The sequence below is a fragment of the Neobacillus sp. Soil_C_43 genome (assembly GCF_057656715.1).
On the sequence record NZ_JBDGJV010000005.1, the window covers coordinates 140,310 to 166,955 of the forward strand.

25 protein-coding genes and 1 riboswitch are annotated in these 26,646 nt (G+C 36.0%); of the genes, 13 read left to right on the forward strand and 12 right to left on the reverse strand.

The window, feature by feature from the left end:
• Positions 1-125: 125 nt before the first annotated feature.
• From AC3A54_RS09465 to thiT, 5 genes are all read right to left on the reverse strand, one after another.
• Positions 126-578 carry a helix-turn-helix transcriptional regulator gene (locus AC3A54_RS09465; RefSeq protein ID WP_335545094.1) on the reverse strand — a complete coding sequence of 151 codons (453 nt, stop codon included), beginning with the start codon at positions 576-578 and terminating at the stop codon, positions 126-128.
• A gap of 115 nt (positions 579-693) precedes the next feature.
• Complete coding sequence (locus AC3A54_RS09470; RefSeq protein ID WP_308080658.1) at positions 694-852, reverse strand: FeoB-associated Cys-rich membrane protein; 159 nt, start codon at positions 850-852, stop codon at positions 694-696.
• 21 nt (positions 853-873) lie between these two features.
• Positions 874-2,877 carry a ferrous iron transport protein B gene (gene feoB, locus AC3A54_RS09475; RefSeq protein ID WP_487654260.1) on the reverse strand — a complete coding sequence of 668 codons (2,004 nt, stop codon included), beginning with the start codon at positions 2,875-2,877 and terminating at the stop codon, positions 874-876.
• Positions 2,877-3,101 carry a FeoA family protein gene (locus AC3A54_RS09480; RefSeq protein ID WP_307289639.1) on the reverse strand — a complete coding sequence of 75 codons (225 nt, stop codon included), beginning with the start codon at positions 3,099-3,101 and terminating at the stop codon, positions 2,877-2,879. Before AC3A54_RS09480 ends, feoB begins: the two co-directional genes overlap by 1 nt.
• Before the next feature lie 163 nt (positions 3,102-3,264).
• Positions 3,265-3,843: an energy-coupled thiamine transporter ThiT gene (gene thiT, locus AC3A54_RS09485; RefSeq protein ID WP_308080661.1), complete on the reverse strand. Its 579-nt coding sequence runs from the start codon at positions 3,841-3,843 to the stop codon at positions 3,265-3,267.
• A gap of 87 nt (positions 3,844-3,930) precedes the next feature.
• Positions 3,931-4,038, reverse strand: a riboswitch (TPP riboswitch).
• Positions 4,039-4,462: 424 nt separating this feature from the next.
• Between thiT and AC3A54_RS09490 the strand changes: the two genes are divergently transcribed.
• Entirely contained in the window at positions 4,463-5,587 is a 1,125-nt protein-coding gene (locus tag AC3A54_RS09490) for a histidine kinase N-terminal domain-containing protein (RefSeq protein ID WP_487654261.1), read from the forward strand.
• Positions 5,588-5,720: 133 nt separating this feature from the next.
• Complete coding sequence (locus AC3A54_RS09495; protein WP_487654262.1) at positions 5,721-6,275, forward strand: GNAT family N-acetyltransferase; 555 nt, start codon at positions 5,721-5,723, stop codon at positions 6,273-6,275.
• Here the strand turns inward: AC3A54_RS09495 and AC3A54_RS09500 are convergent.
• Positions 6,272-6,769, reverse strand: a complete 498-nt coding sequence (locus AC3A54_RS09500) for a hypothetical protein (RefSeq protein ID WP_487654263.1) — start codon at positions 6,767-6,769, stop codon at positions 6,272-6,274. The two genes, AC3A54_RS09495 and AC3A54_RS09500, sit on opposite strands and share 4 nt — an antisense overlap.
• Positions 6,766-7,233 (reverse strand): hypothetical protein, encoded by a 468-nt coding sequence (locus tag AC3A54_RS09505; protein ID WP_487654264.1) that lies wholly within the window; start codon positions 7,231-7,233, stop codon positions 6,766-6,768. The genes AC3A54_RS09500 and AC3A54_RS09505 overlap by 4 nt, the downstream gene beginning before the upstream one ends.
• Before the next feature lie 189 nt (positions 7,234-7,422).
• Here AC3A54_RS09505 and AC3A54_RS09510 point away from each other — a divergent pair, with 189 nt between their 5' ends.
• The 4 genes from AC3A54_RS09510 to AC3A54_RS09525 all read left to right on the forward strand — a co-directional run bounded on the left by AC3A54_RS09510 (position 7,423) and on the right by AC3A54_RS09525 (position 11,034).
• The gene (locus tag AC3A54_RS09510) at positions 7,423-8,733 is read left to right on the forward strand and encodes a hemolysin family protein (RefSeq protein ID WP_487654265.1); all 1,311 of its coding nucleotides are present in this window, start codon (positions 7,423-7,425) and stop codon (positions 8,731-8,733) included.
• Between the two features lie 152 nt (positions 8,734-8,885).
• Complete coding sequence (locus AC3A54_RS09515; RefSeq protein ID WP_487654266.1) at positions 8,886-9,320, forward strand: MerR family transcriptional regulator; 435 nt, start codon at positions 8,886-8,888, stop codon at positions 9,318-9,320.
• 61 nt (positions 9,321-9,381) lie between these two features.
• Positions 9,382-10,734 carry a hemolysin family protein gene (locus AC3A54_RS09520; RefSeq protein WP_487654267.1) on the forward strand — a complete coding sequence of 451 codons (1,353 nt, stop codon included), beginning with the start codon at positions 9,382-9,384 and terminating at the stop codon, positions 10,732-10,734.
• Between the two features lie 117 nt (positions 10,735-10,851).
• Positions 10,852-11,034 carry a hypothetical protein gene (locus AC3A54_RS09525; RefSeq protein ID WP_335526835.1) on the forward strand — a complete coding sequence of 61 codons (183 nt, stop codon included), beginning with the start codon at positions 10,852-10,854 and terminating at the stop codon, positions 11,032-11,034.
• A 73-nt stretch (positions 11,035-11,107) separates the two neighbouring features.
• On the opposite strand, the gene AC3A54_RS09530 is transcribed toward AC3A54_RS09525, so the two are convergent.
• Both AC3A54_RS09530 and AC3A54_RS09535 read right to left on the reverse strand, forming a co-directional pair.
• On the reverse strand, positions 11,108-11,404 hold the full coding sequence (locus tag AC3A54_RS09530) for a hypothetical protein (RefSeq protein WP_335545105.1): 297 nt from the start codon (positions 11,402-11,404) through the stop codon (positions 11,108-11,110).
• Between the two features lie 138 nt (positions 11,405-11,542).
• Positions 11,543-11,803 (reverse strand): CGCGG family putative rSAM-modified RiPP protein, encoded by a 261-nt coding sequence (locus AC3A54_RS09535; RefSeq protein WP_335545106.1) that lies wholly within the window; start codon positions 11,801-11,803, stop codon positions 11,543-11,545.
• Between the two features lie 281 nt (positions 11,804-12,084).
• Between AC3A54_RS09535 and AC3A54_RS09540 the strand changes: the two genes are divergently transcribed.
• Positions 12,085-12,396, forward strand: a complete 312-nt coding sequence (locus AC3A54_RS09540; protein WP_308080672.1) for a HesB/YadR/YfhF family protein — start codon at positions 12,085-12,087, stop codon at positions 12,394-12,396.
• Between the two features lie 86 nt (positions 12,397-12,482).
• On the opposite strand, the gene AC3A54_RS09545 is transcribed toward AC3A54_RS09540, so the two are convergent.
• Positions 12,483-13,031: a hypothetical protein gene (locus AC3A54_RS09545; RefSeq protein WP_487654268.1), complete on the reverse strand. Its 549-nt coding sequence runs from the start codon at positions 13,029-13,031 to the stop codon at positions 12,483-12,485.
• Positions 13,032-13,348: 317 nt separating this feature from the next.
• Between AC3A54_RS09545 and atpB the strand changes: the two genes are divergently transcribed.
• Genes atpB through AC3A54_RS09560 form a run of 3 tightly spaced genes read left to right on the forward strand, consistent with a single transcriptional unit; the run spans position 13,349 to position 15,438 of the window.
• Complete coding sequence (atpB, locus tag AC3A54_RS09550; protein WP_487654269.1) at positions 13,349-14,062, forward strand: F0F1 ATP synthase subunit A; 714 nt, start codon at positions 13,349-13,351, stop codon at positions 14,060-14,062.
• Between the two features lie 23 nt (positions 14,063-14,085).
• Positions 14,086-14,484: a F0F1 ATP synthase subunit B gene (locus AC3A54_RS09555; RefSeq protein ID WP_487654270.1), complete on the forward strand. Its 399-nt coding sequence runs from the start codon at positions 14,086-14,088 to the stop codon at positions 14,482-14,484.
• A 3-nt stretch (positions 14,485-14,487) separates the two neighbouring features.
• Positions 14,488-15,438, forward strand: a complete 951-nt coding sequence (locus tag AC3A54_RS09560; RefSeq protein ID WP_487654271.1) for an AtpZ/AtpI family protein — start codon at positions 14,488-14,490, stop codon at positions 15,436-15,438.
• A gap of 31 nt (positions 15,439-15,469) precedes the next feature.
• Here the strand turns inward: AC3A54_RS09560 and AC3A54_RS09565 are convergent, their stop codons facing one another.
• Entirely contained in the window at positions 15,470-22,357 is a 6,888-nt protein-coding gene (locus tag AC3A54_RS09565; protein WP_487654272.1) for an Ig-like domain-containing protein, read from the reverse strand.
• Between the two features lie 282 nt (positions 22,358-22,639).
• Between AC3A54_RS09565 and AC3A54_RS09570 the strand changes: the two genes are divergently transcribed.
• The 3 genes from AC3A54_RS09570 to AC3A54_RS09580 all read left to right on the forward strand — a co-directional run bounded on the left by AC3A54_RS09570 (position 22,640) and on the right by AC3A54_RS09580 (position 25,714).
• Positions 22,640-23,839: a HupE/UreJ family protein gene (locus AC3A54_RS09570; RefSeq protein ID WP_487654273.1), complete on the forward strand. Its 1,200-nt coding sequence runs from the start codon at positions 22,640-22,642 to the stop codon at positions 23,837-23,839.
• Positions 23,840-23,954: 115 nt separating this feature from the next.
• Entirely contained in the window at positions 23,955-25,211 is a 1,257-nt protein-coding gene (locus AC3A54_RS09575) for a DUF445 domain-containing protein (protein ID WP_487654274.1), read from the forward strand.
• Between the two features lie 137 nt (positions 25,212-25,348).
• Positions 25,349-25,714 carry a cytochrome-c oxidase gene (locus AC3A54_RS09580; protein ID WP_487654275.1) on the forward strand — a complete coding sequence of 122 codons (366 nt, stop codon included), beginning with the start codon at positions 25,349-25,351 and terminating at the stop codon, positions 25,712-25,714.
• Between the two features lie 73 nt (positions 25,715-25,787).
• Here the strand turns inward: AC3A54_RS09580 and AC3A54_RS09585 are convergent, their stop codons facing one another.
• Positions 25,788-26,636, reverse strand: a complete 849-nt coding sequence (locus AC3A54_RS09585) for a TIGR03943 family putative permease subunit (protein ID WP_487654276.1) — start codon at positions 26,634-26,636, stop codon at positions 25,788-25,790.
• Positions 26,637-26,646: the final 10 nt, after the last annotated feature.

Consider the following 26,646-nt stretch of genomic DNA (forward strand, 5'->3'; position numbering starts at 1 on the left):
AGTATATGTTAACGTGTCTGTTGATTTCCGCTCCAATCAACAGGTTATAAAATTATCAATGTTCTTCTACACAGCCAAAAATAAAAAAAGATGAGTAGTTCCCATCTTTTCAATAAATTTTATTCCTAGTTTTTAGCAATTTCTTTAAAGCGTTGTTTTGTAAGCTTTTCATCGAAGCTACTAAAAATCCTATAGTTTTGCTCATCTAGTATTCGAAAATGTTTACTAAGTATATTTTGTTGAAGAATAAATCCATTCTTCTTATTTACTACTTTCCACCAAATTCGGCCGCCAAGAGTTTTCGTTTTACGAAAATCTATTCCTTCACGTGCGACAGTTTCCAATACTTCCAGAGGCTCATTTCCAAATAAGAATTGAACTGTTTCTGTTTCACGAAAAAGAGCACAAATAGAAACAGCAGTGGACCAGTTGGCAAGAACTCTTCCCTTCTCAATTTGTACAAGTGTTTTTTTTGAGACTCCAATAATTTCTGCCATTTTATCCTGAGTATATCCTGCTTCCGTCCGAATAAGACGAAGCTTTTCAGAAACCTGCATAATAATTTCATCCCTGGTCACATATAAGCCCTTCCTTCACTAGCATCTAGTGTAATTTTACACAACTTCCTTCTCTCGTTCAAATATTATGAAAAAAACTGCTATCCATTCAACTGATAGCAGTTTTATATCTAGGTTATTTATTTATGTTTGGCGGAAGTCCGCACTGACTTGAACAGGAATTTTTAAGTTCACATGCAGCACATTTCCCTTTTTTAGATTTATTTATGAACTTTACTAAAGCCCATGTTGCATATCCAAAAATCGCTGCCCCAATAATAATATTGGCAATCATAGCTTTCACCTCTTTTTAGAATTAACCAATTCCCAACATCATACCACCTTGGTAAATGATTAATGACAATACATAGGCAATCACAAAGGCATAAATCATAGAAAAAGCTGTCCATTTTTTTGAATTAGTTTCTTTATATATTGTTGCTACAGTTGCTAAGCATGGAATATATAACAAAATGAATACCATGAAACTATAAGCAGCAAGCGGTGTGTAATAATTAGCCAGCAATGCTTGTAAACCATCATCATTCGGAACAAAATAAATAATATTCATCGTTGAGATAATTGCTTCTTTTGCTAGAAATCCAGTAATTAACGATGCCGAAGCCTGCCATGTTCCAAAGCCAATTGGATCAAAGATTGGAGCAATTATGTTTCCAATTGCTGCTAAGAAACTATGATCCATATCTACATTTAGACCTTTGGGACCCGCATAGGATAACAACCAAATAAAAACAGAACCTGCAAAAATAAATGTTCCAGCCTTTCTTACAAACCCTTTCCCTTTATCCCATGTGCTTCTCCAAAGAGATTGAAACTGTGGCAACCTATATGGCGGCAGTTCAATAACAAACAAGGAAGTTTCAGATTTTAGTAAAGTAGTAGAGAATACTTTGGCCAATACTAAAGCAACAACAATCCCTAGAACATAAAGACTTAACACAACAAATGCTTTATGAGCGGCAAAAAATGCTCCGACAAATAGGGCATATACAGGTAATCGTGCGGAACATGACATTAACGGGGTGAGCAGAATCGTTAACAAACGCTCACGTGGGGTTTCAATTGTTCGTGCTGCCATGATTCCAGGTACATTACAACCAAAACCAATCATCATCGGAATAAATGCTTTTCCGTTTAGTCCAACCGATTCCATAATTCGGTCCATTACTAGTGCAACACGAGCCATGTACCCAGAGTCCTCAAGTAACGAAATAAAGAAGAAGAGAATAAAAATTTGTGGAACAAACACAAGTACGCCACCGACACCTGCTACCAAACCTTCAATAATTAATGCATGGATAAATGCTGATGCATGAATGGCTCCTAACACTTTCTCAAAGCCAGCCGTTACAGGTCCGGTTAAGAAAGCATCTAAAACGTCTGATAAAGGAGTTCCCAACCAATCAAACGTTAACATAAACATAAAATACATTAACAGTAAAAAGATCGGCATACCAAGGTATCGATTTGTAACGATAGAATCTATCTTTTCAGACAAAGGGATAACTGTATCACTTTTTCTAGCCACTTCAGCAATGATTTTTTCAATAACTTCTTTTCTTTTTAGATAAATAAAGTTTGTTAATGATTTAAAGTCGGTCTGTTTTTGTAACTCCGATTCTAGTTTCTCCATAATAGCTTTAAGCTTTTGTGGGTTGGTTAGGCCATTAACATAGTTTTTTACATATTCATTGCCTTCAAAGTATTGGACCGCTAAAAAACGTAGAGAGTGATTTGTTTTTCCAGTTAATTCCCCTGAAAATGCAGTAATTGCTTCCTCGAGCTCTTTACCATAATAAGTGAGATTCTTTTTAGTTGGTTGGATGGATTTCGCTCCAATCACATCTACAAGCTTATCGCACCCTTTCCCACTTCTTGCCACAACAGGCACTACTGAAACACCGAGAATCTCTGAAAGTTTCATATAATCAATTTGAATGCCTCGCTTATTAGCAACATCTATCATATTTAATCCGATAAGTGCTGGCTTTTCAAACTCAAGCAATTGGAGTGTTAAATGGAGATTCCGCTCCAATTGTGAGGCATCTAAAATATTCAATAAACGATCCACTGATTCATTTAAAAAGAAGGAAGTGACAACACCTTCATCTTTTGATAATGGATTAAGAGTGTATACTCCAGGTAAATCGATTAAATGTCCAAGGTTTTTCTTAAATACTCCAACCTTTTTTTCAACTGTTACACCGCTCCAGTTCCCAACATATTCATAGGAACCTGTTAAGTTATTAAACAATGATGTCTTTCCTGTATTTGGGTTTCCTATAAGAGCAATTTCCATTAGATTCTTTCCACCTCAATCTGAACGGCTTCCTTGCGGCGGATTCCAACGCATTGTCCGCAGGACTCTATCATAATTGGGCCACCAAACGGCATGACGCATTTTACACATACTTCTGAGCCTTCTGTGATTCCTAAATCAAGCAATCGTCTTTGAACTAGGTGACCAACATGAGAAAGATCTAATATTTTCCCTTTATCTCCCGCTTTTAATGAACCAAACATGTATATCACCCTTATCTAGGTTAATTGAGAATGATTATCTTTCTATATTGCCATTTTAACACTTTTTTTAGGTAATAAGCATATTAAATTTGACAAAGTTTCGAAAAAATTTCATAAAAAAAAGGTAAAGCGTCTCGCTTTTCCTTTTTTTTACTAACCTGGTTTATTTGAACAGTCTTTTTGGTAATGCACTGATAACTAGAATAATGATAATGGCACTGATAATAAAACTTGGGAGCATATAGGTACCATTATATAGCAGGGAGTAAACAGCTACTGGCTGCCCTTTTGGAGCATACTCTCCAAAAAATACAATTCCTGATACAACATGGCAAAGGTAACGAAGAACACTTCCTAAGAAGGCTCCAAGTACTACGTAGGTCATCCATTTTCCTTTGTTCTGATCATTAAGTGCATTCTTTATTTGTGCTGCAAAAATACCGGCGAAGCCCACAACAGTAAAGGCAATAAAGTAATCAATAATTCCTTGAATCAGGGTATATATTTGTGAATATCCAAGAATAAATTGTAACAGGCCTAGTAAGAATCCTGTAAGGACGCCACCTTTAACCCCCCAGCGATAAGCCATAAGAAACACCGGGACCATGGCAATCGAAATAGATCCCCCTTGTGGCCAAATTTTAAATGAAAGGATATTCCCAACATAATCTAATAAATAAGCAAGTGCGGTAAACACCGCTACTTCTGTAATAAAAAGCGTGTTACTCCTGTTCTTGTTCATTTCTCTTTCCCCCTCTGAATTGTAAAGCAATAAAACAATCCACAAAAAAAAGCAATGCACGACAATTAGGAATGTCTGCATTGCTTTGCTATCGGCAAACCACATCCCTACGCTAGCGTTAACTAACAGGTTCATAGGGTCAGAACTCTACCGTTCACTCTCAGCCGCATAAAAGCAGCTCCCCCTGTGGAAATATTCTATTGTTTTCCCTTAAAAATATACTACTGTTTCTTTGTTTTTACAAGGAATATCTACATGCTGGGCCTTATAGAAACAATAATTAAAAGATAGGCTCTGTTTGCCTTGCCTGTTGATTTCCACTCCAGGCACGAGCGGTTCGTGGGTGTTTCGGCGAGCCTCCTCGGCGCTTGCGCCTGGGGGGTCTCCCCTGAACCATACTCCCACAGGAGTCTTCGTGCCTTCCGCTCCAATCAACAGGGTGTAAAAATCAACACTGTTCTTTAACACAGCTAAAAGATAAAATACGAAAATCCAACTTCGTTTTATTTATAGAAATTATTGGGAAATATTTTTTTTATTTATTTCTTAGAGGATTTTTGCCTTTACCCTCGAATTTACATGGTAATCAGTTTTGTTAAAACCATAGGGGGACACAACAATGTTTACGGGAGAACAAACGGATTTAGTTGCTTTTTTTCAAAAAAATAAAGAAAAACTAGTTCAAGAGTGGGAAGATTCCATTGTGATTAATCATGGGGACCCCTTCAAGTTGAAAATCAGGGAAAATGGGGAAGCCCTACTTAATGTAATCCTTTCTATGCATAAGGTATCTAAAGAGGAACTTATAGAAATCGTAAAAAAGATTGCCATAGAAGTTTCAGAAGAAAGGGTACTGGCTAATATCAATATTGGTGATTTTGTCTACAATGTTAATCTCGGTCGGACCATTCTATATAGTTATTTGAGTAAAACAGGAATTTCCTGGTCAGATTTGCAGGAATCCATAAATAAAATCAATTTTTGTTTTGATAAATTTTTATACTATGCAGTTTCCCATTATTCAGAAGCTAAAAACAAGATTATTGAAGAAAAGACGATGTTCATTGATTCAACTCACCAGGACCGATTAACCCTTCTCGGTCAAATGACATCAAGCTTTATTCATGAATTTAGGAATCCACTCACTTCTGTTCAAGGATTCATCCAATTACTTAAGGCAGATTATCCAAACATGAGATATTTAGATATCATTTCAGGGGAGTTAGACCAACTTAATTTTCGAATATCCCAGTTTCTTCTGCTTTCAAAGAAGGAACTTATTGGGAAAGAAAAAATTGATTTCAAATTGAATCAACTTATCGATGAGGTGTTAAATTTCCTTTATCCTAGTATATTGGATGGAAAAGTGAAAATTAAAAGAGATTTGAGCAAAGATTTCACTTTGAATGGATATGCTGATGAAATTAGACAAGTCTTTATTAATATTATTTTTAATGCAATTGATGTTCTAAATCATCACGAAGTGGACTTACCTACAATTGAAATAAGTACCTGGGTGGAAAATGAAGAGTTGATTAAAATCAGTATATCTAATAATGGACCTGCCATTCCGGCGGAATTAAGAAAAACCATTTTTGAACCCTTTTTTACAACTAAAAAGCTAGGTACTGGTCTTGGATTATTTGTTTGTAAAGAAATTATTGAGAAACATAAGGGAGAATTAACATGCGATTCCTCTCTTGATAAAACGACTTTTTCTATCTGCTTACCTGTGCTTCCTTAGAAAGGAACAATCATACATTCTTTCAAATCCCACTTTCAAAAAGCAGGGATTTTTTTATTTCTTCCTTATATACATCTTCCGCAATATAACCATTTTGCATATGATGTACTAAAAATTTGGGGAGACTAGGCGCATGTTTACATTAAAAGTTGATAATGAAATTGAACTTCAGTTGTTTCAACACCACCACGCTCTAAAACTTTATCAACTGGTTGAAAAGAATCGAGACCATTTACGAGAATGGCTGCCTTGGGTGGACACCATGAATTCCCCCTATCAATTTGAATCCATTATCCCCATCTGGCTCAACCAATTTGCTGAAAACCAAGGATTCAACGTTGGAATTCTGTTTAAAGGTGAACTCGTCGGTTCCATTGGCTTACACCAAATAGATTGGCATAATAGAACGGTTAGTATTGGCTACTATCTTTCCCAATCCGCAGTAGGACATGGCGTCATGACACGCTCCGTTCAAGCCTTACTTAATTATGCTTTCTTCGATTTGGGTTTAAATCGGGTAGAAATACGCTGCGGTGTAAATAACAAAAAAAGTCGTGCCATTCCTGAAAGGCTTGGTTTTGTAAAGGAAGGCACAATAAGAGACGGTGAACAATTATACGGTAAATATCATGACCTCATTTGCTATGGCATACTTGCTCGCGACTGGAATGGTTTGGTCTCGAGCTAAGCTATTTTTTTTATGGATTGATTTACCTTAAAAAAAAGACAAATTAACATTATTTGGACAATCGGATAGAACGGAAATGAATAAAAAATCATGTACCCTTCTCTATAATGATACACACCAAGTTCATGGGCGAACCATTCAAGAGTAACCCCAAAAAGTGACCAGCAAAGAATGTAGAAAAAGAAATACTTGAATGGTATCTTAAACCAGTCCCAAAAATAAATAAAAAAATATGAGGATGGGCCAAACATGGTATAAGAGAAAAAATCAATCAACTGAAAGGAAGAATTATCATTTACATTGTAAAAATTGAATGGTTCGATACTAATGGTATGATCGAAAAAGAAACCAACAAAAATACCAAATAACATTAAGAAGAGGCTTATATTAAATGAAAAACGCTTTTTCATAAAAAAAATGGCCCCGAATCCAACAATATTCATAATGATGACAAACCATTCATTTTGATTGAATGAATGATCATATATGGTCATATTTCTTCCTCACTTTCTTTATGCTCTAGAAATTTAAGAAAATAAACCAATATGACAAAAAAACTTAAGTAAAGCAGGACAGATAATATCAAATGCCAATGTATATAAACTAAAAGCTTTGCCTTAATGGCTGTAAATTCAATTACAAAGAATGAAGCTATCATCCCTAAAACGAGGAGTGTTTTCACCTTGTTTTTTTTTATTTGTTTATAAGCATTAAGGAATATTAAAAAAAGTAGTGGACATACGCCATCACGATAGAGAATGAATGCAAAGAATCCTTCCTTTTGATGTGTGTATTCAATGAAGTGCTTATTTAACGAAAGGATAGTCATTGAATTGATCAGCAGCATCGAAGAAAGAAAGAAAAGATTCAACTGATTCACAAAGGATATTTTTTTCGATTGAAAGGTAAAAATAGCTGCTAAAATTAAGGTCATTAGTGTTGAAAAGAAAATAATCATTTTGCCCCCACTTAGCACTAGAAAATTTCCTTTATTATTCCACATTGTAGAAAATTTAAGCATTATCATATTCGATAGGAAGCGATTAAAAGTTTATTGCCTCTCTTCAAGTAGAAATACGGAGTTAGGGCATAATGAAAGAAAAGTAATCGTAAGTGAGGTGGCACCCTTACTATTGTAAGGTGAGATATGATTGGGATAAATGTAGGGATTATTGTTATCCTAGTTGCTTTTACTGCATTTTTTGTGGCCTCTGAATTTGCAATGGTAAAGGTACGAACAACAAGAATTGATCAATTAATCGCAGAAGGCAATACAAAAGCAGAGAAAGCGAAGAAAATACTCTCCAATTTGGATGGATATTTATCCGCTACTCAAGTAGGAATTACTATTACCTCCTTAATACTCGGCTGGCTAGGGGAGCCAACCATAAGAGTATTACTAAATCCCCTATTTGAATGGATTCAATTACCCTTTTCAATAAAACAGATTCTCTCGTTTATAGTGGCCTTTGGTGTTATCACTTATTTTAATGTTGTGGTTGGAGAACTCGCTCCTAAAACATTTGCTATTCAGAAAGCGGAACAAATCATTTTGCTGTTTGCTCCAGCACTTATTTTGTTTTATAGACTAATGTATCCTTTTATTTGGGCCCTCAATAGATCAGCACGCTTTGTTACCGGTCTTTTCGGGATTGCCCCAATCTCTGATCAAGACATGGTTCTTTCCGAAGAGGAACTAAGGATGATACTTTCCCAAAGCTATGAGAGTGGAGAAATTAATCAATCTGAATATCGCTATATGAATCGAATTTTCGAGTTTGATAATCGGATTGCGAAAGAAATTATGGTACCAAGGACAGAAGTGATCACCCTATCGAAAGATGCTTGTATGGAAGAAATTATTAATATTGTAAAGGAAGAAAAATATACAAGATATCCATTAATTGATGGGGATAAGGACAATATTTTAGGTGTTGTAAATATTAAAGAAGTACTAACGGATTGTATCCAGCAAAAATGCAATGGTAAGGATCCCCTCCTTCCATACTTGAAACCAGTCATTCATGTGATAGAAACGATTCCCATTCAAGAACTATTAGTAAAACTGCAAAAAAACAGAAGCCATATGGCAGTATTATCAGATGAGTATGGTGGCACAGCCGGTATTGTAACCGTTGAGGACATACTTGAAGAAATTGTGGGAGAAATACGGGATGAATTTGATTTGGACGAGCTCCCTCTTATTCAGAAAAAGGAAGAAAACCACTACGTGCTGGATGGAAAAGTACTAATAAGTGCGGTAAATGATCTTTTAGGTACCAACCTCGAAGAAGAAGAGGTTGACACGATTGGAGGCTGGTTTTTAACACAAAAATTTGATGTACATGAAGGAGACAGCATTGATATGGATGGATTTGTCTTTCAAATAAAAGAAATTGAAGGACACCATATATTATATATTGAAGTTAAAAAAGCACCAACGTCTTCTGTTCAGTAGGAGGCGTTTTTTTGATCATTTTTTTATTATAAACCTACATTTTATTATTCATATTTACATTGCTTTCCCATAAAATGTTGATAACAACTACTAATTAACCAGAACGTTTGACTGTATAGTTTAAATTATTTATAATTATTGTAATTTTAATTATGTTGAGGTGGTATGATGGGGCTGTCTATCGTATTGGCGAAATAGCCGAAATAGCGCATGTATCAAAGAGAACGATCGACTATTACACGTCTATTGGCTTATTAAAAGCAGAACGCTCTAAGTCAAATTACCGCATCTATTCGGATGATTCATTAGAGGATCTAAAATTTATAGAAGAATGCAAGAGTCTGCATTTCCCTTTAGACGAGATTAGAAGAAAGCTAGAAATGAGAAAGGCAAAGAATATTCGTGAATCAGAAGTAGATAGACATGTTAGTGCAGTAACACAGCAAATGAAGCAGCTTCATAGCGATTTATTTGATCTCATACCAGTTTTAGAAAACTTGGATGAACATCAGAAGGAAAAATTAATGAACAACTTGAGCCTGCTCAGAAATGCACTAAAGACGTCACTGATGAAAGTAACGAGTTAATTTTTTTATTATATTGGGAGGTGACTCCTTACTCGTCTTACAACGGGTTAAGGGAACTTATTTGGACATATTTAACTTGGTTATTATAGCCATTTTAATTGCTTTAACTGCTTTTTTTGTAACTTCAGAGTTTGCAATTGTAAAAATAAGAAGTTCAAGGATAGACCAGTTAATTGAGGAAGGAAGTTCGAAGGCAGTTTCTGCAAAAAAGGTGATTTCAAACCTGGATGAATATCTTTCTGCCTGTCAGTTAGGAATTACAATTACAGCCTTAGGTTTAGGGTGGATTGGGGAATCAACCATTGAGCATATGCTAAGTCCTCTTTTCCATAAAATAAACATTCCTGAGAGTGCAACGCAGGTATTATCGGTAGGAATTGCGTTTGCAGCCATTACCTTTTTGCATGTAGTGGTTGGAGAGCTCGCACCTAAGACTTTGGCCATTCAAAAGGCTGAATTAATTACCTTAATTGTGTCACGTCCACTCATCCTCTTCTATAAAATCATGTACCCTTTTATTTGGGTACTGAATGGGTCTGCACGGGTTGTTTCCAGTCTATTTGGACTCAAGCCCGTATCAGAGAACGAAATTGCTCATACAGAGGAAGAACTTCGAATCATCCTTTCTGAAAGCTATAAAAGTGGTGAAATTAACCAATCAGAGTTTAAGTATGTAAATAAAATTTTTGAGTTTGATAATCGAATTGCTAAAGAAATAATGGTCCCTCGGACAGAAATGGTTTCTTTATCAAAAGATGACTCATTAGAAACATTTCTACAGGTGTTACGAGAAGAAAAGTTTACAAGATATCCAATTATTGATGGAGATAAAGACCATATTATCGGATTAGTGAATATTAAAGAAGTGATGACTGATATAATAGGCAATGAAAGTCTTTCTTCTCAAACATTAGAAAACTATACTCGACCAATTATTAGAGTGATAGAGACGATTCCTATTCATGACCTACTTGTAAAAATGCAAAAGGATCGAGTCCATATGGCTATTTTAATGGATGAATATGGTGGTACTTCCGGCCTTGTAACCGTTGAAGATATACTCGAAGAAATTGTAGGGGAAATTCGTGACGAATTTGATATGGATGAAATTCCAGAAATCCGTAAAATAAAAGAAAACCATTATATCATTGACTCTAAGGTTTTAGTTACAGAGGTTAATGATTTATTGGGAATTGAAATTGATGATGAAGATATTGATACTATTGGCGGATGGATCCTAACTGAAAATTATGAAGCAAAAGAAGGAGACACCTTTATTCACGACGCCTTTACCTTTAAAATCCTGGATATGGAGGAACATCATATCCGGTATATTGAAGTCACAAAAATCTCTAATGATGGTGAAGCTGTTATTAAGCAAATGGCAGTACCGAACTCGGAAGTACTATCTTAAGGAAAAAAGACCGAATAGATCGGTCTTTTTTTTTCCTAATAATCCTATGTTTAGGACATTTATCCAATCAATCCCTCCTTTTATAACATATCCTGCTCTTAAAGGAGGGATGAAACAATGAACCATTTATCAGTGTTATTTTTAGCTTGTATTCTGGCTGGGTTTGCCCTAATGAAAGTGGCAACAGTTGGATTCTTATCAAGCCTGTCATCATTTATTGTTATTGTTGGTGCTCTAGTAGTTATCGTTTTTGCTCTTGCTATTATTTACCTTGGTCTTAAATCGCTCACAAAAATGTAAACGTTTTAAATAATTTTAAATAAAGGGATCAGATGAAACCCATCTGATCCCTTTTTGTATCAATATTCAAAAATTATCTGTCTTTTAATATGATGAGATCCTCTTCCGCTTTAGCTATTTTAACTAAATGTGAATCAAGCCGGCGATTAATGTGCTGAATTTCTTTTCCCTGTGTGTCTTCAATACGCTGCAGAGAATCTTTAATATCAGATAAGTCAATTTGATTGACCTCTACTCTATGTTCAATGCTATCCATCTTTTCTAGTCTGGAAAGCCTCTTTTCAATATTCTCTAAAGTTGTATTAAATGTATGAATTAAACTTTTAATATCCGTGATATTTTCCGTTAATTTTTCAAGTTCCTTTTCCATCTGGGAACACTCCTTTAACTTTTTCTTTTTCTTTTATTTTAACATCGTTTTCACTATCAACATGTTACAAAAACAGCAACAATGAAAAAGTGAGCAATAATAAGTCTAAGGAGGTTCTACATCATTCCTACATCATTCCTACTTCAATTTCCAAACCCTCAGTACATACCCTCCACACCCACATTGGTCAATAAATTTTATTCTTACATGTTCTGCATACAACTCTTGGATTAAGGGCTGTAAATAGTCCACCGGATTACCAAAAACAACAGATGTTACTAGATTAACAAAACAGCCAACTTTAGTTTCTTCTATTGCTAATAATGCATCACTTATAATCAGGTCTATATCGTGCTCATATTCATCATGTTCTAAATCCTTCGTCCAATCTTTATTCATATAATCCTCCATGCAGGTGAATTTTATTTGTAATTTAATTAAAACCTTTTTTTTAGTAAAAGTTATTGATTTTCCTCACATATGTGAACAAATAGAATCGAAAAAATGAACATTTTTTTAATTAGGTCACTGGTGTGCGTTAACCGTGAATTTTATCACAGGCAAAACAATAGAAAAGTTATACTCTTTCACTATAAGGAAAAAGGCAATTAAACAATCATTATTTGCCTTCACTCTGGCCTTAAATTGATAATCAACTAGGAAAAGGTTGGTGTATAAATATGTTTATTTCAATCGACGAAAAAGCTACCTCATGGTTTACGAAAGAATTTGAATTCAATAAACCATTCAGTATTCGCATGTTTCCTCAATATGCAGGATTTGGTGAGAAGCATAAGGGTTACAGCCTTGCTTTTTCTGCTGAGATTCCTGCAAATGCTGGATATGTAAAAGAAATCAATGGAATTACCTTTTTTGTAGAGGGAAATGATGTGTGGTTTTTTGAAGATACGGAAACATACCTATCAGTTGATGACTTGGTGGATGAGATTTTAGTTACGTTCAAGGAAGAATATAAAACTACAATTAATTAACTTTCCAATAAAAACAAAAGGTATCCACGTTTTGATTAGTGGATACCTTTTGTTTTTGATGTAAATTAATTTTGACGTAAATTAATTTAATTTACTTGCTTATCTAAGCTTGGTGCCATTAGTTTTGCACTTTCAAATACGGTTTTAAGTTTTTCTTCACCTTGAGCAAAAGTTGCATCTGCCGCATCTAATGATGGTGCATCCTTTTTCAGTTCGTCCGCTTTTGCTTGGTAAGATGCTGCATAATCCTTCACAGCCGCCTCAAGGTCAGCTTTTTGATCTTTTAGTGCATCAGGTACTTTCACACTATTTAAATCAGCAGCAACAGCTGCTGCTGCTTCACTGGCTTTTGCCTTTTCCTCAGCCGTTGGTGCATCCTCAGGTTTAGAATCTGGTGCAGCTGCTTTAGCTGCTTTTGCTAAGTAAGCATTTAAATCCCCATCTTTTGCATTAATTCTCTTTCCAAGATCCATATAGAATCTCACTAATTCTTTTTTAACGTCAACTTTCGGTACTTCTGCTTCTTTGGTTACTTCTTTCTTTTCTGTTGTTTTCGTTTCATCAGAGCTTGAACAAGCAGCAAGTCCGATTGCCATTGTAAATGCTGATACTACTAATAAAAACTTTTTCTTCATCGTTACTTCCCCCAATTTCTCTTTTTGTGCATTGTTAATTCTACAACAACTTATCTGACGAGGAAAGTTTTTAAAGGTTACAAAAAAATGTACTTTTTTATAAAATTCCTCTCACTGAAAGAATATATGTAACGTAATTTAAGTTTTTTATACTTTTTACGTTAGTCGCTTTATTTTTCAGAAAATTAAGAATAAGTTGTGAACTATCTTACAATAATAACTATTTTTGTATATAATAAACATGACATAAGTTTTCTATTTTCTCCACGTTCCATACTAAAGTCCATTCATTTTTTGTTAAAGGGAGGTTGGACATCTTGGAACATACAAGACCACAAATATCTTTGTTTCATTTAACGTTTGATTTATCCATTCTACTTACCACAACTATTGTCGCTATAATTGTTTTCCTCATTGCCTATCTATTGACAAAAAATTCTTCCATACACACTCCAAATAAATGGCAAAATCTCATGGAATGGATTTTAGAGTTTGTTAAGGATATTATGAATAACTCCATTGGAAACTCTAACAATTTATTCATCTTATCCACTGGTGTAGTCTTACTAATGTATCTACTTATTTCAAATCTTTTAGGAGTACCATTTTTAATTGTTACTACTGAAGAACATCCTGTGTCTTGGTGGAAATCTCCTACTGCAGATGCACACGTAACCATGACCCTGGCTATAATGATAATTGCCTATACACATTTTATTGATATCCGTATGAATGGATTTAAACATTTTACTCTTAGCTTTTTCAAACCCTTTACATTCTTTTTTCCTATTAATGCTGTAGAACAACTTGCAACAACCTTAACCTTAGGGTTACGTTTGTTTGGAAATATTTATGCAGGGGAAATCCTTCTTGCCTTGTTAGCAAATGCAGTAAACCATGGTTTTATTGTTGCTGCTCTGGCATCAATCCCTATGTTGATTTGGCAGGCATTTTGTATCTTTATTGGTGCAATCCAGGCTTATATCTTTGTCACTCTGACAATGGTTTATATTGCTCACCGATTAACATAATAATTTGAAGGGAGTTGATTGTCTTGGGCGACTTTTCATTATTCGGACTTCCAGTTTCTTTAGGGACCATGATTTATCAAGCTATCATTTTTACCATTCTTGTTTTTATACTAAAAAAATTGGTTTTTAAAAAGATGGTGGATATTCTTGAGAAGAGGAAACACCACATCGAAAAACAGCTACTTTTAACTGCACAGTATAAGCAGGAAGCTGAACAACACTTAGAAGCGAGCAAAGACGTTCTTAAACAGGCAAAAAAAGAGGCCAGAGAGATCCGAACGTATTCTGAGAATGAAGCAAAGCTAATAATTCATGACGCTAAAGAAGAGGCCAAAAATATAGTAAAAAAAGCTAAAGAAGAGGCCTTTTTGCAACATGCCCGACCCTTTTCACACTCAGAGCAAATAAAAGAGGGGGCATAAGGTATGAAACACAAGTTCACTAAATATTTAGGTAGAAATACGGAAAACCTAGAAATTGGACTAGAAGAGAAATGGATTTATGTTCACTACACAAAAGGTTCTATTGAAAAAACAGCGTGTCTGTTAAAGAATGAAAATAAATCAGAGGAAGCATATCTTGAGGCTTTTCTTGAAGAAAATAAGGTGTCTGCGGAAATGAGAAAAGAAATTAAAACATTTTTTAAAAATGGACAATCACAAAGCGATAAACATTGGAATGAATCCACAAACTTTCTAATAAAAGCCGTGTCCTTGAATATGGTTTTTGGTATAGCAATTGCTATCTCCGTTTTTGCTGGCTATAAGCTAGGTGATTTATTAGATAATCGTTATGATATCTACCCTGTATTTACTCTAATCGGGATATTTCTAGGCATAGGTGTTGGTGGTGCTACCGTTTATTCATTGGTTCATAAATATTTTCTCACCTCACAAAAAAATGAGGTACCTGAACCAAAATTGGAACAAATTAAAGACTATCCTGTTATAGAGGTTAGTATCGATGAAGTTCGAAAAGCGGTTAGAACCTTTTCGGATAATTTACCGAAGGGTGTCTACAGGACCATTTTGGTTAAAGAGGATCATAGTATCGACTTCAACCAACTTGCTCCCATCCTCGGAGGTGTCCCATCTAAAAATTTCTATATGTCTAAAGAAACTTATGATTTATTTGAAGAGCATGAGAAACAAATCCCCAACGAAATGGACATGGTGCAAAAGGCTGTTGACCAATATGTAAAGGACCATAAGGAGTTTCCTATGTTAAAATTTGATCCCCAGCACAGAGTGAATTATTATCAGTTATTACAAGACCACTATTTAAAGAAAGCACCCGAAATTCAATTTTATCTCACAGACCTAGATGGATTAATCACTCATATAAAACCAAAGAAAAAAAACTCCTCTCTATCTTGAGAGGAGTTTTTCTGTTCTTGAAATGGTCTTGTTATTGAATCCAAGCTCCATCTTTACCAACTTTGTACTTTCCAATTGTTGTATTAGCAGCCATGTGTCCATCGTTATAAAGGAAATACCACTTCTTATTAACTAGAACCCAACCAGTTTGCATAGCTCCATTTCCGTTTAAGAAGTACCATTTATTACCACTATAAACCCATCCTGTTTGCATAGCTCCATTTCCACTTAAGAAGTACCACTTATTACCACTATAAACCCATCCTGTTTGCATGATACCCTTTGCGTTTAGGAAGTACCACTTTCCGTCAACCTTAGCCCAACCGGTTTGCATTGCGCCGCTAGAAGCTAAGAAGTACCACTTATTATCTGATTTAACCCAACCAGTTTTCATCGTACCATCTGCATTTAAGAAGTACCATTTTCCACTATCTTTAACCCAACCAGTTTGCATTGCGCCGCTTGCAGCAAAATAATACCATGAACCGTCAATTTCCTTCCAGCCAGTTACCATTAGATACTCTTCTTCATCAAGGAAGTATGTCTTCCCATTGACTTCAAGCCATCCTGATACTAATTCACCTGTTGCAGGATCAACATAGATCCAAGTATTATCTTCTACTTCTATCCAACCAGTTTCCGCTTTAATAACAGTTACTTCTAGCTGGTTACTCACATTTCCAGCTGCGTCAGTAGCTGTGATAACTAATTTTGTTCCCACGGCTTGTGTAGCAATTTCAAACTCAAAATATCCGTCTTCATCTGCTAATCCAGAACCGATTAACTTACCGCTTACCTTCACTTCAACTTTTGTGCCTGGATCTGCATAACCAGCTACAAAGGTATCGAATTGAGTTACATCATACAGTAGTTCAGGTACTGCAGGTGCAGTTCCGTCTGTTACTGTTACTTCTGTTGCTGTACTTACGTTACCAGCAGCATCTTTAGCTGTTACAGAAATCTTAGTTCCTGTTGCTTGTTTTGCAATTGTAATTGTAAATTTGCCTCCTGCATCGGCTGTTGCTGTGCCGATTTCTTGGCCGTTTACTTTTGCTACAACTGTTGCTCCTGCCTCAGTGGTACCCTTAACTTCTACGTCTTTATCTGTTACTCCATTTACTACTGGAGCTTCAGGTGCTGTAGTATCAGGTACTACTGTTGCTGTTACTGTTACTTCTGTTGCTGTACTTACGTTACCTGCAGCATCTTGTGCTGTGACAGCAATCTTTGTTCCTGCTGCTTGTTTTGCAATTGTAATTGTAAATTTGCCTTCTGCATCGGCTGTTGCTGTGCCGATTTCCTGGCCATTCACTTTTGCTACAACTGTTGCTCCTGCCTCAGTTGTACCCTTAACTTCTACATCTTTATCTGTTACTCCATTTACTACTGGAGCTTCAGGTGCAGTAGTATCAGGTACTACTGTTGCTGTTACTGTTACTTCTGTTGCTGTACTTACGTTACCTGCAGCATCTGTCGCTATGACAGCAATCTTTGTTCCTGCTGCTTGTTTTGCAATTGTAATTGTAAATTTGCCTTCTGCATCGGCTGTTGCTGTGCCGATTTCCTGGCCATTTACTTTTGCTACAACTGTTGCTCCTGCTTCAGTTGTACCCTTAACTTCTACATCTTTATCTGTTACTCCATTTACTACTGGAGCTTCAGGTGCTGTAATATCAGCCGCTTTCGTTCCAACTAACTCTCTTGTGTCTCTGACACGGATACGAGTACCTTGTGCAAATGCACCAGATAATCCTACCGCTTCTAACGTGTCACCTTTTTCAAGAGCTGGTACTGGTACGTTCGTTTGGTTCACAATGTAACCATCTGTAAACACTAATACATCACCAGAGCCGTCGTTAATCACGTAAGAATTTTCGTCAAACTTAGATACAACAGTACCTTTTACCTTCACTAGGAAACCTTGGTTAGCTTCTGATGTCGCTTCACCTGTAGCAACTAGTTTTGGCTGGACAGGATCAACTGATCCAATTTTAATAACATCTTTTGCAAAGCTAGTAAATTCTAACTCAATGTTATTATCAAACTTCTTAATATGGCCGTACACACGGACTTTATCTCCTGGTTTTAACGCACCATCTGGAACTTCTAGATATGCCATGATACCGCCTGTTTCATCTTGCAGGTTGAATGCGTCGAAGAATACACCAGATCCAGTTGTAACTGTTCCTTCTACTACTACATCCGTGTCTTCAGCAAGTTTACGTGCATCAGCAATATTAGTTACCTTTGTTTCACGATGTGCTAACCAGTTTAATGCATTTAAAGAGAACTCATCATTTCCTTTTGGCTCATATGACTCATCCATTTGTTTGTCATTGAAGATGTTCATACCTGAAACTACGATACGACCTTTTTCACCGATTTCTTCAGACGCAATCATAGGAATAGCAGAACCGCCAGTTTCATCGGATACAGAATCGTAGGTATATCCGCCTTTGATGTTTCCTTGATAAGTTGTTTCGTTACCTTTTGCTAGGATAGTAACTTTGCCTGATTGTGTTAAAGGCTGATTATCTACGCCTGATAAGCTTGTACCACTATAGTAGTCGATAAACGATACGCGGTCAGTGATATAGTTAGAAACTAATCCAGGGTGTAATCTAACCGCATACGGGCTAACAGTTGGATCACTCCAGAAGTTACCGCTCTTGCTTAAGTCAAATACGCCATCGTTACCCATACGGATAGATGAACCTAAATCAGCTAATAATGCATTATTAATAGTAGGGTCTGTGCTGTTATTGCTCTTACCTGCCATTAATACAGAGCCGCCATTGTTAACAAACTTAGTTACCGCTAATCTTTCATCTGCTGTAAGTTCAGTTCTTGCATGTGTTAAAACTAATACTTTAACAGTGCTTAACACTTCATCTGTAAGGGCCACTTTATTTTCAACAACTGTATACCCTTCTTTTTGAAGCATAAGTGTAAAGGATTTTAAGTTATCCTTATACGTACCACTATCTCCACTTGTATTTTCGTTACCATGGTTTGCATCAATTAATACTTTAATGCCCAGTGGTTCTTTAATTTTTACTGGTAATACAAATTTCACATCACCAATATCAAGTCCGTCTGAAGAGGTGACAACAGCAATAATTTGGTGATCCCCAGTTAATGGGCTAGCCCAAGTTGCAGAGGCTGTTGCTGAGCTCTTAGTTAGAATTGAAGAAATATTATTTGTACCAATTAGGTTGTCTTGCTTTACCTCATCATAGTAGAAGTCTACTTTAAGGTTTTTAATCACTTCAGTTCCATTGTTAGCAACTGTTGCTTTTAATGTAGCTGGGTTGCCGCCAATAATTACACCGCCGTCAATATCAATGCTATTAACTTTTACGTCAACAGCCTCTTCTTTTGACCAGATTGGAGAAGAATAGATTCTTTCGCCATCCATTTGTGTTACTTTAACCACGAACCATTGTTGGCCGCCTGTTACTGTGTAAGATGGAGACCATGTGAAATCTTTTGTCATCGGTGTAATAGAGTCTACTACATTTCCACTATTTGAGATTAGTTCAACTTTTGCAATTCTATCATCTGACTTATAAGAAGTTGGAAGATAGTTATAGTCACTATCATTATGTGCTTCTGCCACTAAGTCGCTACCTGAAATGCTAAAGTTTAGTTTTTTGCTATCAACTGTTGAGCCCATATAATAACCATTTGCTAAAACGTCAAGTGTGAAGTTTGGATCTTCTTCCATGTACACACGCATATTACGCATAGAGTGTAATAATGATGCTTGAGAAAGGTCATCTGCAACGATAACTGTACGAGCATTTACTTGTCCCCAAGTTCCTTCATGGTTATCTTCACCATAAGTTGGAGCAACATGCCATCCTAAGTCTAGAGCTGAATAAAACTTAGTTTCAGCATTGGCATAGCCATAGTGCCCTGAACCATTACCCACTTCTAACATTGTGAATAACTTATCTACGTCTTTATTGTATGGTTTAAAGTTATTGAATGCATTCGCAGACATGTCTGGATGGTTGAATTGACCAACAATATCATCGTATGTCATAACCCATGCATAATACTGGCTTAAATCTTGGTATTGTTTTCCGTTAATATTTCTGTCAATAAAATTGTCTGTTCCAAAGATATTTGAGTGACCCCAAGTAGTTGAAGTCATTTCAAACGCTGGGAAAACAACATAGTCGCTGTTTGTATATTGCTTTGCAAGATCTTTTGTTAATTGCCATTGAGATCCACCAGTACGTTCCTGCATTCCATCACGGACTACAGTATCAGTTCCTAATTTCTCTGGGTCAATATCATGTGAGTGATCTGAGAATGCAAACCAATCATAATGATGCGCTTTACCAGCTTTTAATGCATCTTCTGGAGTACCCGCACCATCGTGAGAAATGTTTGTGTGGTTGTGTGTTGTACCACGGTAGTGATTTCCACCTGTGAAACGAGGAACCACTTCAAATGTCCATTCTTTCTCTGTTAAGTTGCCCTTTACGTCTTTTGCAGAAACCTTCACTTTGTGTGTACCAATTGTAAGGTCAGTTTCTGGCTTGTATTTAACCTGTGTTTTGCTAATTGAAGCAGCAGGTGCTTTTAACTCTTGATCATCTAACCACATTTGTACAGTAGTTTCATCCACTCCGCTTGGGTCATCGATCAACGCAGAAATTTCGGGAGTTGGACTCTCTACTTTTGTAGTGTCTTGTGGTGTCATCCCAGTAATTGCTGGTCCAAACGTATCTTCAATTAATGTGACTGGATATGGAGATGCACTTGTTCCAGCTGTTTGTACTTGTGTTCCCGCTTTAGCTTCGATATAATATTCGAATCCGTTTGGAGGTACGTTAGCTGCTTCTAATGTGACAGTGTAACGACCTTCGCTGCCTTTAGCCATCTGTAATGCTGTATATTCAGTAGCACCAGTTGCTCTGTAATACACAGTTACTGATTCAGCTCCGTCAGCATTCGCCTCGAATTCTACACTTGCACCTTTGTATACTTGTGTTAATGCAGTGTGTGTAATACCTAGGATTGGAGCAATATCCTTTACATCACGTGGATAAACTTGGTATCCACTTGTTGCAGAAGCATTGGATGTAAATTGCCCTAAAACACCTGTAACAGTATAGCTTTTACCTATTACTAGATCTGTATCAGGCTTAATTCCTGTTGCAGCCATTACCCTTAGGGTAGTTGCTTTGTTATTTTCATCTACAAATGTAACATTATAATTTGCACCAGATGCAGCAGAAGCTGAAACTTTACCTGTTACTGTTATAAGACTTCCTTCAACAGGTTCTGCAACTGCGTAAGTATTTAAATCAAGGATTGTTAAATTTTTGGCAACTGGAATTGGATTCCCTTCACTAATTTTCTCAATAGAAGTTGGTTCAAATTCAGTTAAACCGTTATAAACTAAAACTTTACCAGTAATTCGTAACTTGTCACCTTTAACAACTTTGAAAGTAGTTTCAAGTGAAGAACTAAAAATGTTGATACCAGCTGTATCATCTTGAAGATAGAAATTTTGCTTTTGTGTTCCAAGAATTTGATTATCAACTGTAGCAACACCTTCAACAGTAAAGAACTTATTTAGGTTTACTGGTTGACCATTAGAATTAGACAAACGAACGTCAGTTAGCTTTGATACAACAGTGGTATCAGCTTTTGTGATAGAAACAGGAACACTCTGTAACATTATTCCTTTTGCAGAGTTCGTAATTTGAGTTACATATACAGTATTTGGTGCGTTATTAATCGTTAGAGAAAAATCTCCGGAAGTACCTGCTTTAATATCTTGGGTATTTAATTTTTCAGCTGCAGTAGCCGTGTCATTTGGATAAACATTAATGATTGCATTTGCTGCTGCTGCGCCTGTACCGCCAATTAATGTACCCACACCATCTTCTGCAACTACGTAGCTTAATTTAGCTTGTACGACAGAAGCACTGGCTGTTGCTACATTAATTTGAATAGCTGCACTTTCGTCTAAACCATCTTGTTTCGCAGCAACATAAACACTTGCTAATGTTTTATCAGTTGTAAAACTAATATCAAAGGATCCATTAGCTGCGGCTGTTCCAGTCGTTAGAGCCGTTCCTTTGGATGCGGTTTCATAAACTTTTATTGTAGAATTAGCTTCAGCTGCCTCAGCTTGACCTGTTACTTTAACTGAAGTTCCATCTTGAACAAATTGAATATTGTTTCCTTTTGGCTGTAAGCTCAAAACTGGAACCATTGGAGCTTCCGTTGGGCTTGCAGTGTTTCTTGGAGTCGGAGTAGCTACCACAAAATCCGTCGCATTATCATTTGAATCCCACGCATTACCAAGACCTGGTGCAGGTACAGTATTTGCATAAGGAATGCGGATAGCACTTAATGTTGCAGAAGGTGTTTTTGTCGGACCTGTTCCTTCATAACCGATTGATCCAGTTCCATAAGCTACAAAATCAACCACACCTGTAGGATATTGTCCTGAGACAGTAGTAACAGAATTAACTAGTACTACTTTACCCGAACCAGCTCCCATGGTAAAAGGACCTGTTGCATCAGGTGTTGGTAAAGGTTTATCCTTTACAGTTGTTCCTGCCGCTTCTTGAATAAGATAATAGCCGTGCGATTTAATTGTTCCTGACAGTGTATTGACTGCCCAAGTAGTACCTGTTCCACTTGCCCACTGAACAGACCAACCATCCAATGCTACTTCCTTATCAGTTGGATTGTATAATTCAATAAAGTCATTCGTATAAACGGCACTACCATTACCTCCTCCGCCATAGACTTGAGAGATTACCACATGATCAGCCTGCTCAGCATGAGCTTTGCCAATTAAACTACTTGGCAAAAAAGTGCTGATCAATAGAAGAGCTGCCATGAACGTACTCGTCCAACGCTTAAACTTCCGATTACTAACTATCATTCACTTACCACCTTTTATCTATAAATTTTGAAAATACAGAATAGAAAACGGTTTCATATAGGTCTTCTATCATGCATAACTTTCACTATTATTCTACAAAATTTTCAAACTGAAAGATATATATTTTTTTAAAAATTATTATATGGAAATTTAAAAAAAATTTATTAAATATATACAAATCTGCGTAAAATATGGTTATATAAAGGAGAAATTATCTCATTGCTTTAATTTGGTAAATTAGGGAAATTATTTTGATATAATATTTTTAGGGGGATTTATTACATGTTCCGTTTCAACATTTTTCGTCAATGGTTGAATGTCAGACCTCTAACCTTGATATTGCTGTCTTTTATAGTCATTACCTTTATCTCCTTTCCTTCGAGAACATCTGCACATGCCTATAGTGCAAGTTATTCACAAATAACAATCGATAACAAAAAAACCGAAATTATCTTCTCTATCGATACTTTATCAATTTTAGAGTTACTGCCTACAATTGATAAAAATAAAAACTGGGTTCTTGAAAAATCAGAAATTAAAAAGGAAAAACACCATTTAGAAGAACTCATTACTGAAGGTCTTACCCTTGATAAGGGTAACAAGGAACAAACCCCTAAAATTGAGCAAATGAAAATCGTTAAAAAAGAAAATAAAGAATTTCTCTCAACTTATATGAGTTTCCCTGCCTTTTCTCCGGGGGAAACAATAGTTTATAATGATGGTTTTTATTTTCATGACACTGGTACAAACTATGTTGACCTTATCTCTGCAACCATTAACGGTGAAACAAGCGAAGCAATTTTACAAGGAAAGGAACGAACCTGGACCATTTTATTGACGGAAGCACAGCAGGAGCAGCAATCCACAGAGCAACAAACTGACCATCAGGACCAACAAAAAGCTGATCAAGCAAAGCCAGTTACGCCTTCGTCTAATACGTCTACCTGGTTTTCATTCTTTAAACTTGGAATGCTTCATATATTAACTGGCTACGACCATCTATTATTTCTTTTAGCCTTACTATTAAGAAAACAAACCTTTAAACAATACGCTGCCATTGTAACTTCTTTTACCATAGCGCACAGTATTACTCTGAGCCTGGCTGTCCTTGGCTTGATTACCCTTCCTTCTAGGTTCGTAGAGGCGGTCATTGCTTTTAGTATTTGTTATGTAGCATTAGAGAACATTTTCAGAAAAGAAATTAAACATCGCTGGAGTATCACTTTCATGTTTGGGTTAATTCATGGATTGGGGTTTGCTAGTATTCTGAAGGAAATGGCGATCCCTAAAAGCCACCTGGCTGTTGCATTAATTAACTTTAACTTAGGAATCGAGGCCGTTCAGATATTTATCGTATTACTTCTACTACCGATTCTTCTTTGGATACAAAAAAAGATGCAATATGGAAAAGTAGTCCAAATAGGCTCAATCATCATTACACTATTAGGTGCTTTTTGGCTAATAGAGCGAATCTTCTCCTAATGAAAAAACTTCCTTTTAAAACAAATCTTGTTTAAGAGGAAGTTTTTTTTGCTTTTTTTTCTGGTAAATTGAGATAATAGCAATAGATAACTATTTATAAAGGGGTACAAGTAGTATGCAAAAGCAGAAAAATAAATCACAGCATTTAGCAACAATTTCTCTTGCTATGATGGGAGTAGGCTTTTTAGCTACCCTTCCATTACAGCATTCAATATGGGGTATGATTTTACAAGGAGGGTTTGAAGCGGGTCTTGTAGGTGGTTTGGCTGACTGGTTCGCAGTGACTGCTTTATTCCGGCACCCATTAGGTATTCCCATTCCACACACAGCACTTCTGCCGAAAAATAGAAAAAGAATTATTGCTGGAATAATCTCCATGCTAGAAAATGATTGGTTAACAAAAGAAAGTATCCGAAGTAAAATTGAGACCATTCCTTTTACTGAAAAATTATTTGCTCTTTTTCAAAAAGAAATTACTTCTCAAGGGGTTAAGGAAAATCTCATTACACTAATTCAGCATTTTATTATGAAAGTCGATAGTAAGAAAATAGCGCCAATGATTGAAAAAGAAATAAAGCAACATTTAATTAAATTAGATAGTAAGGACTATCTTCCACTTCTGATTGATCAAGTGATGGTCAGAAAATATGATGAAAAAACACTGGATTATATTCTAAAAGAAATCGACGAATGGGCTCAAAAGGATAGTACAAAATATAGGCTTGGCGGAATGGCAGTCGATGCCGTTGAAAATATTAAAGCAGATGGATTTATGCAGTTCGCTTTAAAATCCTTTAGCAGCCTTGTTAATGAAGAAAAGCTCGGTAATATTATTCAAAACCTTATTTTAAAAGGGGTTGATAGCTACCGTGACCCTTTTAATCAAAATAGACAATCATTAATCAGTCATATTCACACTAAACTGCATTCGATAAAAAATGATGAACAGTTGTATGGAGAACTAAATAATCTCAAAACACATCTAATTGATAAATGGGAACCACAAGAACAAATAACTGAACTTCTAAATCAGTTTCAGAAAAAGGCCCTTGATTTTGTTTCAGAACCTACCTTTTTCGATGAATACCTGCTTCCCCTTTTAAAAAATAGTCTTAATCAAATCGAAGCAAATCCTGAAAAAGTTAGTCAGTTTGAGGGTTGGATTAAGTCGCAAATTTCTAATTTTGTAGATAAAAATCATGAAAAAATCGGCAAGTTGGTCGAAGAAAATTTAGAAAAGCTTGATGACAAGACTCTCATTAAAATGGTGGAAACAAATGTCGGAAAAGACCTTCAATGGATCCGTGTAAACGGGGCAGTATGTGGGTTTCTAATCGGACTTCTATTAGTAGGAATTAAATCCTTTTTCTAAGGAAGAGCAACCAAAACACGGTTGCTTTTTTTTTATTCAAAAACCGCCTTTGTCCCTAAAAATCAATGTTCTAGTTCACATTTCTGTCACATATTTACTACTATAGGTACTATTTTTAGGTAAAAGGAGGCAGGAAAATGGGCATAAAGTTTATTAAAATTTCTGTCTGTTATTTTGTCGTTGGGGTATGTTTAGGCATGTATATGTCAATGACTGAGAAGTTTGATTTTACTCCTGTCCACGTCCATATTAATTTATTAGGATGGACGGCCATGACTCTTGCTGGACTTATTTATGTAGCTTTTCCTAACGCAGCGGAAACAACTTTAGCAAAGGTTCACTTTTGGCTCCACAATATCGCATTGCCCATCATGATGATTGGGCTCGCCTTCTTAGTATCTGGGGTAAAATCTGCTGGTCCTGCCGTTGCGGTCGGTGGAACCCTAATGGTATTAGGCATCATCCTGTTTGCAATTAACATCCTTAAGAATGTGAAGAACTAATTGTCTTTGTTATCATACTCTAATTACATTTTCCAATATCAAGTAAAAAGACACCGGAAAATCCGGTGTCTTTTTAATATCCTCTAAAAACGTATTGTTCTTTTGGAGCCGTGGTCTTTGACCACTCTTTAACCTTTAAATAAGGAATATTCATTTTAAAAGGTTGATAATAAATCGTTGAGACTTCTCCTTTTACTCGGATCCACTCATCATTTTTTAAGGTGGTTCCCTTTGGCATGTCAACAAGCATCCCGAACACACCTGAGTCTGCAATACAGTGAATGACTCCAAATCGGAAAACAAACAGCTGATTTTTTTCAATCGTTTCACTATCATTAAAAACAAAGCCCTTGAACTCAATTTCTTTCCCTAGGAAATCCCCCGAGTAATTATAGATAGTCTCCATTGCTTTTAAATAATTTTGATCATTTATAACGATTGTATCTTTGTTAATATATTTCTTTTTTTCTTTTTTCATTAACGCATCGTACGCTTCTTTCCCATAATAAACACTGGTATCAGGACGTAGGAATTGTTGCTGCATGAACGAATCCCCTTTCCCTTCATCATAAATAGGAAAGTGGAAACCTTTCGCCTTTACAATATTACTATCAAGCGTTGCGATTGGGAAAAATAATCCCGAAATAATAGGGAAGATAAAGATAGGATAAATGAAAAGCTTTTTGTACCATTTGTCTTCCTTAGCATGATTATGTCCACAATGTTCATGGCCACACTCATGCTCTTTAGATTGATCCTTGTTCTGCATAAATATTTGAACAATCGTTAAGACCAACAGGGCATAGCCTGCGGTTGCAGATAAATAGGAATATTTCATATTAATATATTTATTAATATCTCCGGTTATATGCAAATGAAATAAAAAATAAGTAAATCCAATGAGTATTAAACTTCTTATCATAATATAATCA

Excerpts from the sequence above, each read along its gene's own strand:
- AC3A54_RS09470 (WP_308080658.1), bottom strand. The coding sequence starts at position 852 with ATGATTGCCAATATTATTATTGGGGCAGCGATTTTTGGATATGCAACA.
- feoB (WP_487654260.1), bottom strand. The coding sequence starts at position 2,877 with ATGGAAATTGCTCTTATAGGAAACCCAAATACAGGAAAGACATCATTG.
- AC3A54_RS09480 (WP_307289639.1), bottom strand. The coding sequence starts at position 3,101 with ATGTTTGGTTCATTAAAAGCGGGAGATAAAGGGAAAATATTAGATCTT.
- thiT (WP_308080661.1), bottom strand. The coding sequence starts at position 3,843 with ATGAACAAGAACAGGAGTAACACGCTTTTTATTACAGAAGTAGCGGTG.
- AC3A54_RS09490 (WP_487654261.1), top strand. The coding sequence starts at position 4,463 with ATGTTTACGGGAGAACAAACGGATTTAGTTGCTTTTTTTCAAAAAAAT.
- AC3A54_RS09495 (WP_487654262.1), top strand. The coding sequence starts at position 5,721 with ATGTTTACATTAAAAGTTGATAATGAAATTGAACTTCAGTTGTTTCAA.
- AC3A54_RS09500 (WP_487654263.1), bottom strand. The coding sequence starts at position 6,769 with ATGACCATATATGATCATTCATTCAATCAAAATGAATGGTTTGTCATC.
- AC3A54_RS09505 (WP_487654264.1), bottom strand. The coding sequence starts at position 7,233 with ATGATTATTTTCTTTTCAACACTAATGACCTTAATTTTAGCAGCTATT.
- AC3A54_RS09510 (WP_487654265.1), top strand. The coding sequence starts at position 7,423 with ATGATTGGGATAAATGTAGGGATTATTGTTATCCTAGTTGCTTTTACT.
- AC3A54_RS09515 (WP_487654266.1), top strand. The coding sequence starts at position 8,886 with ATGTTGAGGTGGTATGATGGGGCTGTCTATCGTATTGGCGAAATAGCC.
- AC3A54_RS09525 (WP_335526835.1), top strand. The coding sequence starts at position 10,852 with ATGAACCATTTATCAGTGTTATTTTTAGCTTGTATTCTGGCTGGGTTT.
- AC3A54_RS09530 (WP_335545105.1), bottom strand. The coding sequence starts at position 11,404 with ATGGAAAAGGAACTTGAAAAATTAACGGAAAATATCACGGATATTAAA.
- AC3A54_RS09535 (WP_335545106.1), bottom strand. The coding sequence starts at position 11,803 with ATGAATAAAGATTGGACGAAGGATTTAGAACATGATGAATATGAGCAC.
- AC3A54_RS09540 (WP_308080672.1), top strand. The coding sequence starts at position 12,085 with ATGTTTATTTCAATCGACGAAAAAGCTACCTCATGGTTTACGAAAGAA.
- AC3A54_RS09545 (WP_487654268.1), bottom strand. The coding sequence starts at position 13,031 with ATGAAGAAAAAGTTTTTATTAGTAGTATCAGCATTTACAATGGCAATC.
- AC3A54_RS09560 (WP_487654271.1), top strand. The coding sequence starts at position 14,488 with ATGAAACACAAGTTCACTAAATATTTAGGTAGAAATACGGAAAACCTA.
- AC3A54_RS09565 (WP_487654272.1), bottom strand. The coding sequence starts at position 22,357 with ATGATAGTTAGTAATCGGAAGTTTAAGCGTTGGACGAGTACGTTCATG.
- AC3A54_RS09570 (WP_487654273.1), top strand. The coding sequence starts at position 22,640 with ATGTTCCGTTTCAACATTTTTCGTCAATGGTTGAATGTCAGACCTCTA.
- AC3A54_RS09575 (WP_487654274.1), top strand. The coding sequence starts at position 23,955 with ATGCAAAAGCAGAAAAATAAATCACAGCATTTAGCAACAATTTCTCTT.
- AC3A54_RS09580 (WP_487654275.1), top strand. The coding sequence starts at position 25,349 with ATGGGCATAAAGTTTATTAAAATTTCTGTCTGTTATTTTGTCGTTGGG.
- AC3A54_RS09585 (WP_487654276.1), bottom strand. The coding sequence starts at position 26,636 with ATGATAAGAAGTTTAATACTCATTGGATTTACTTATTTTTTATTTCAT.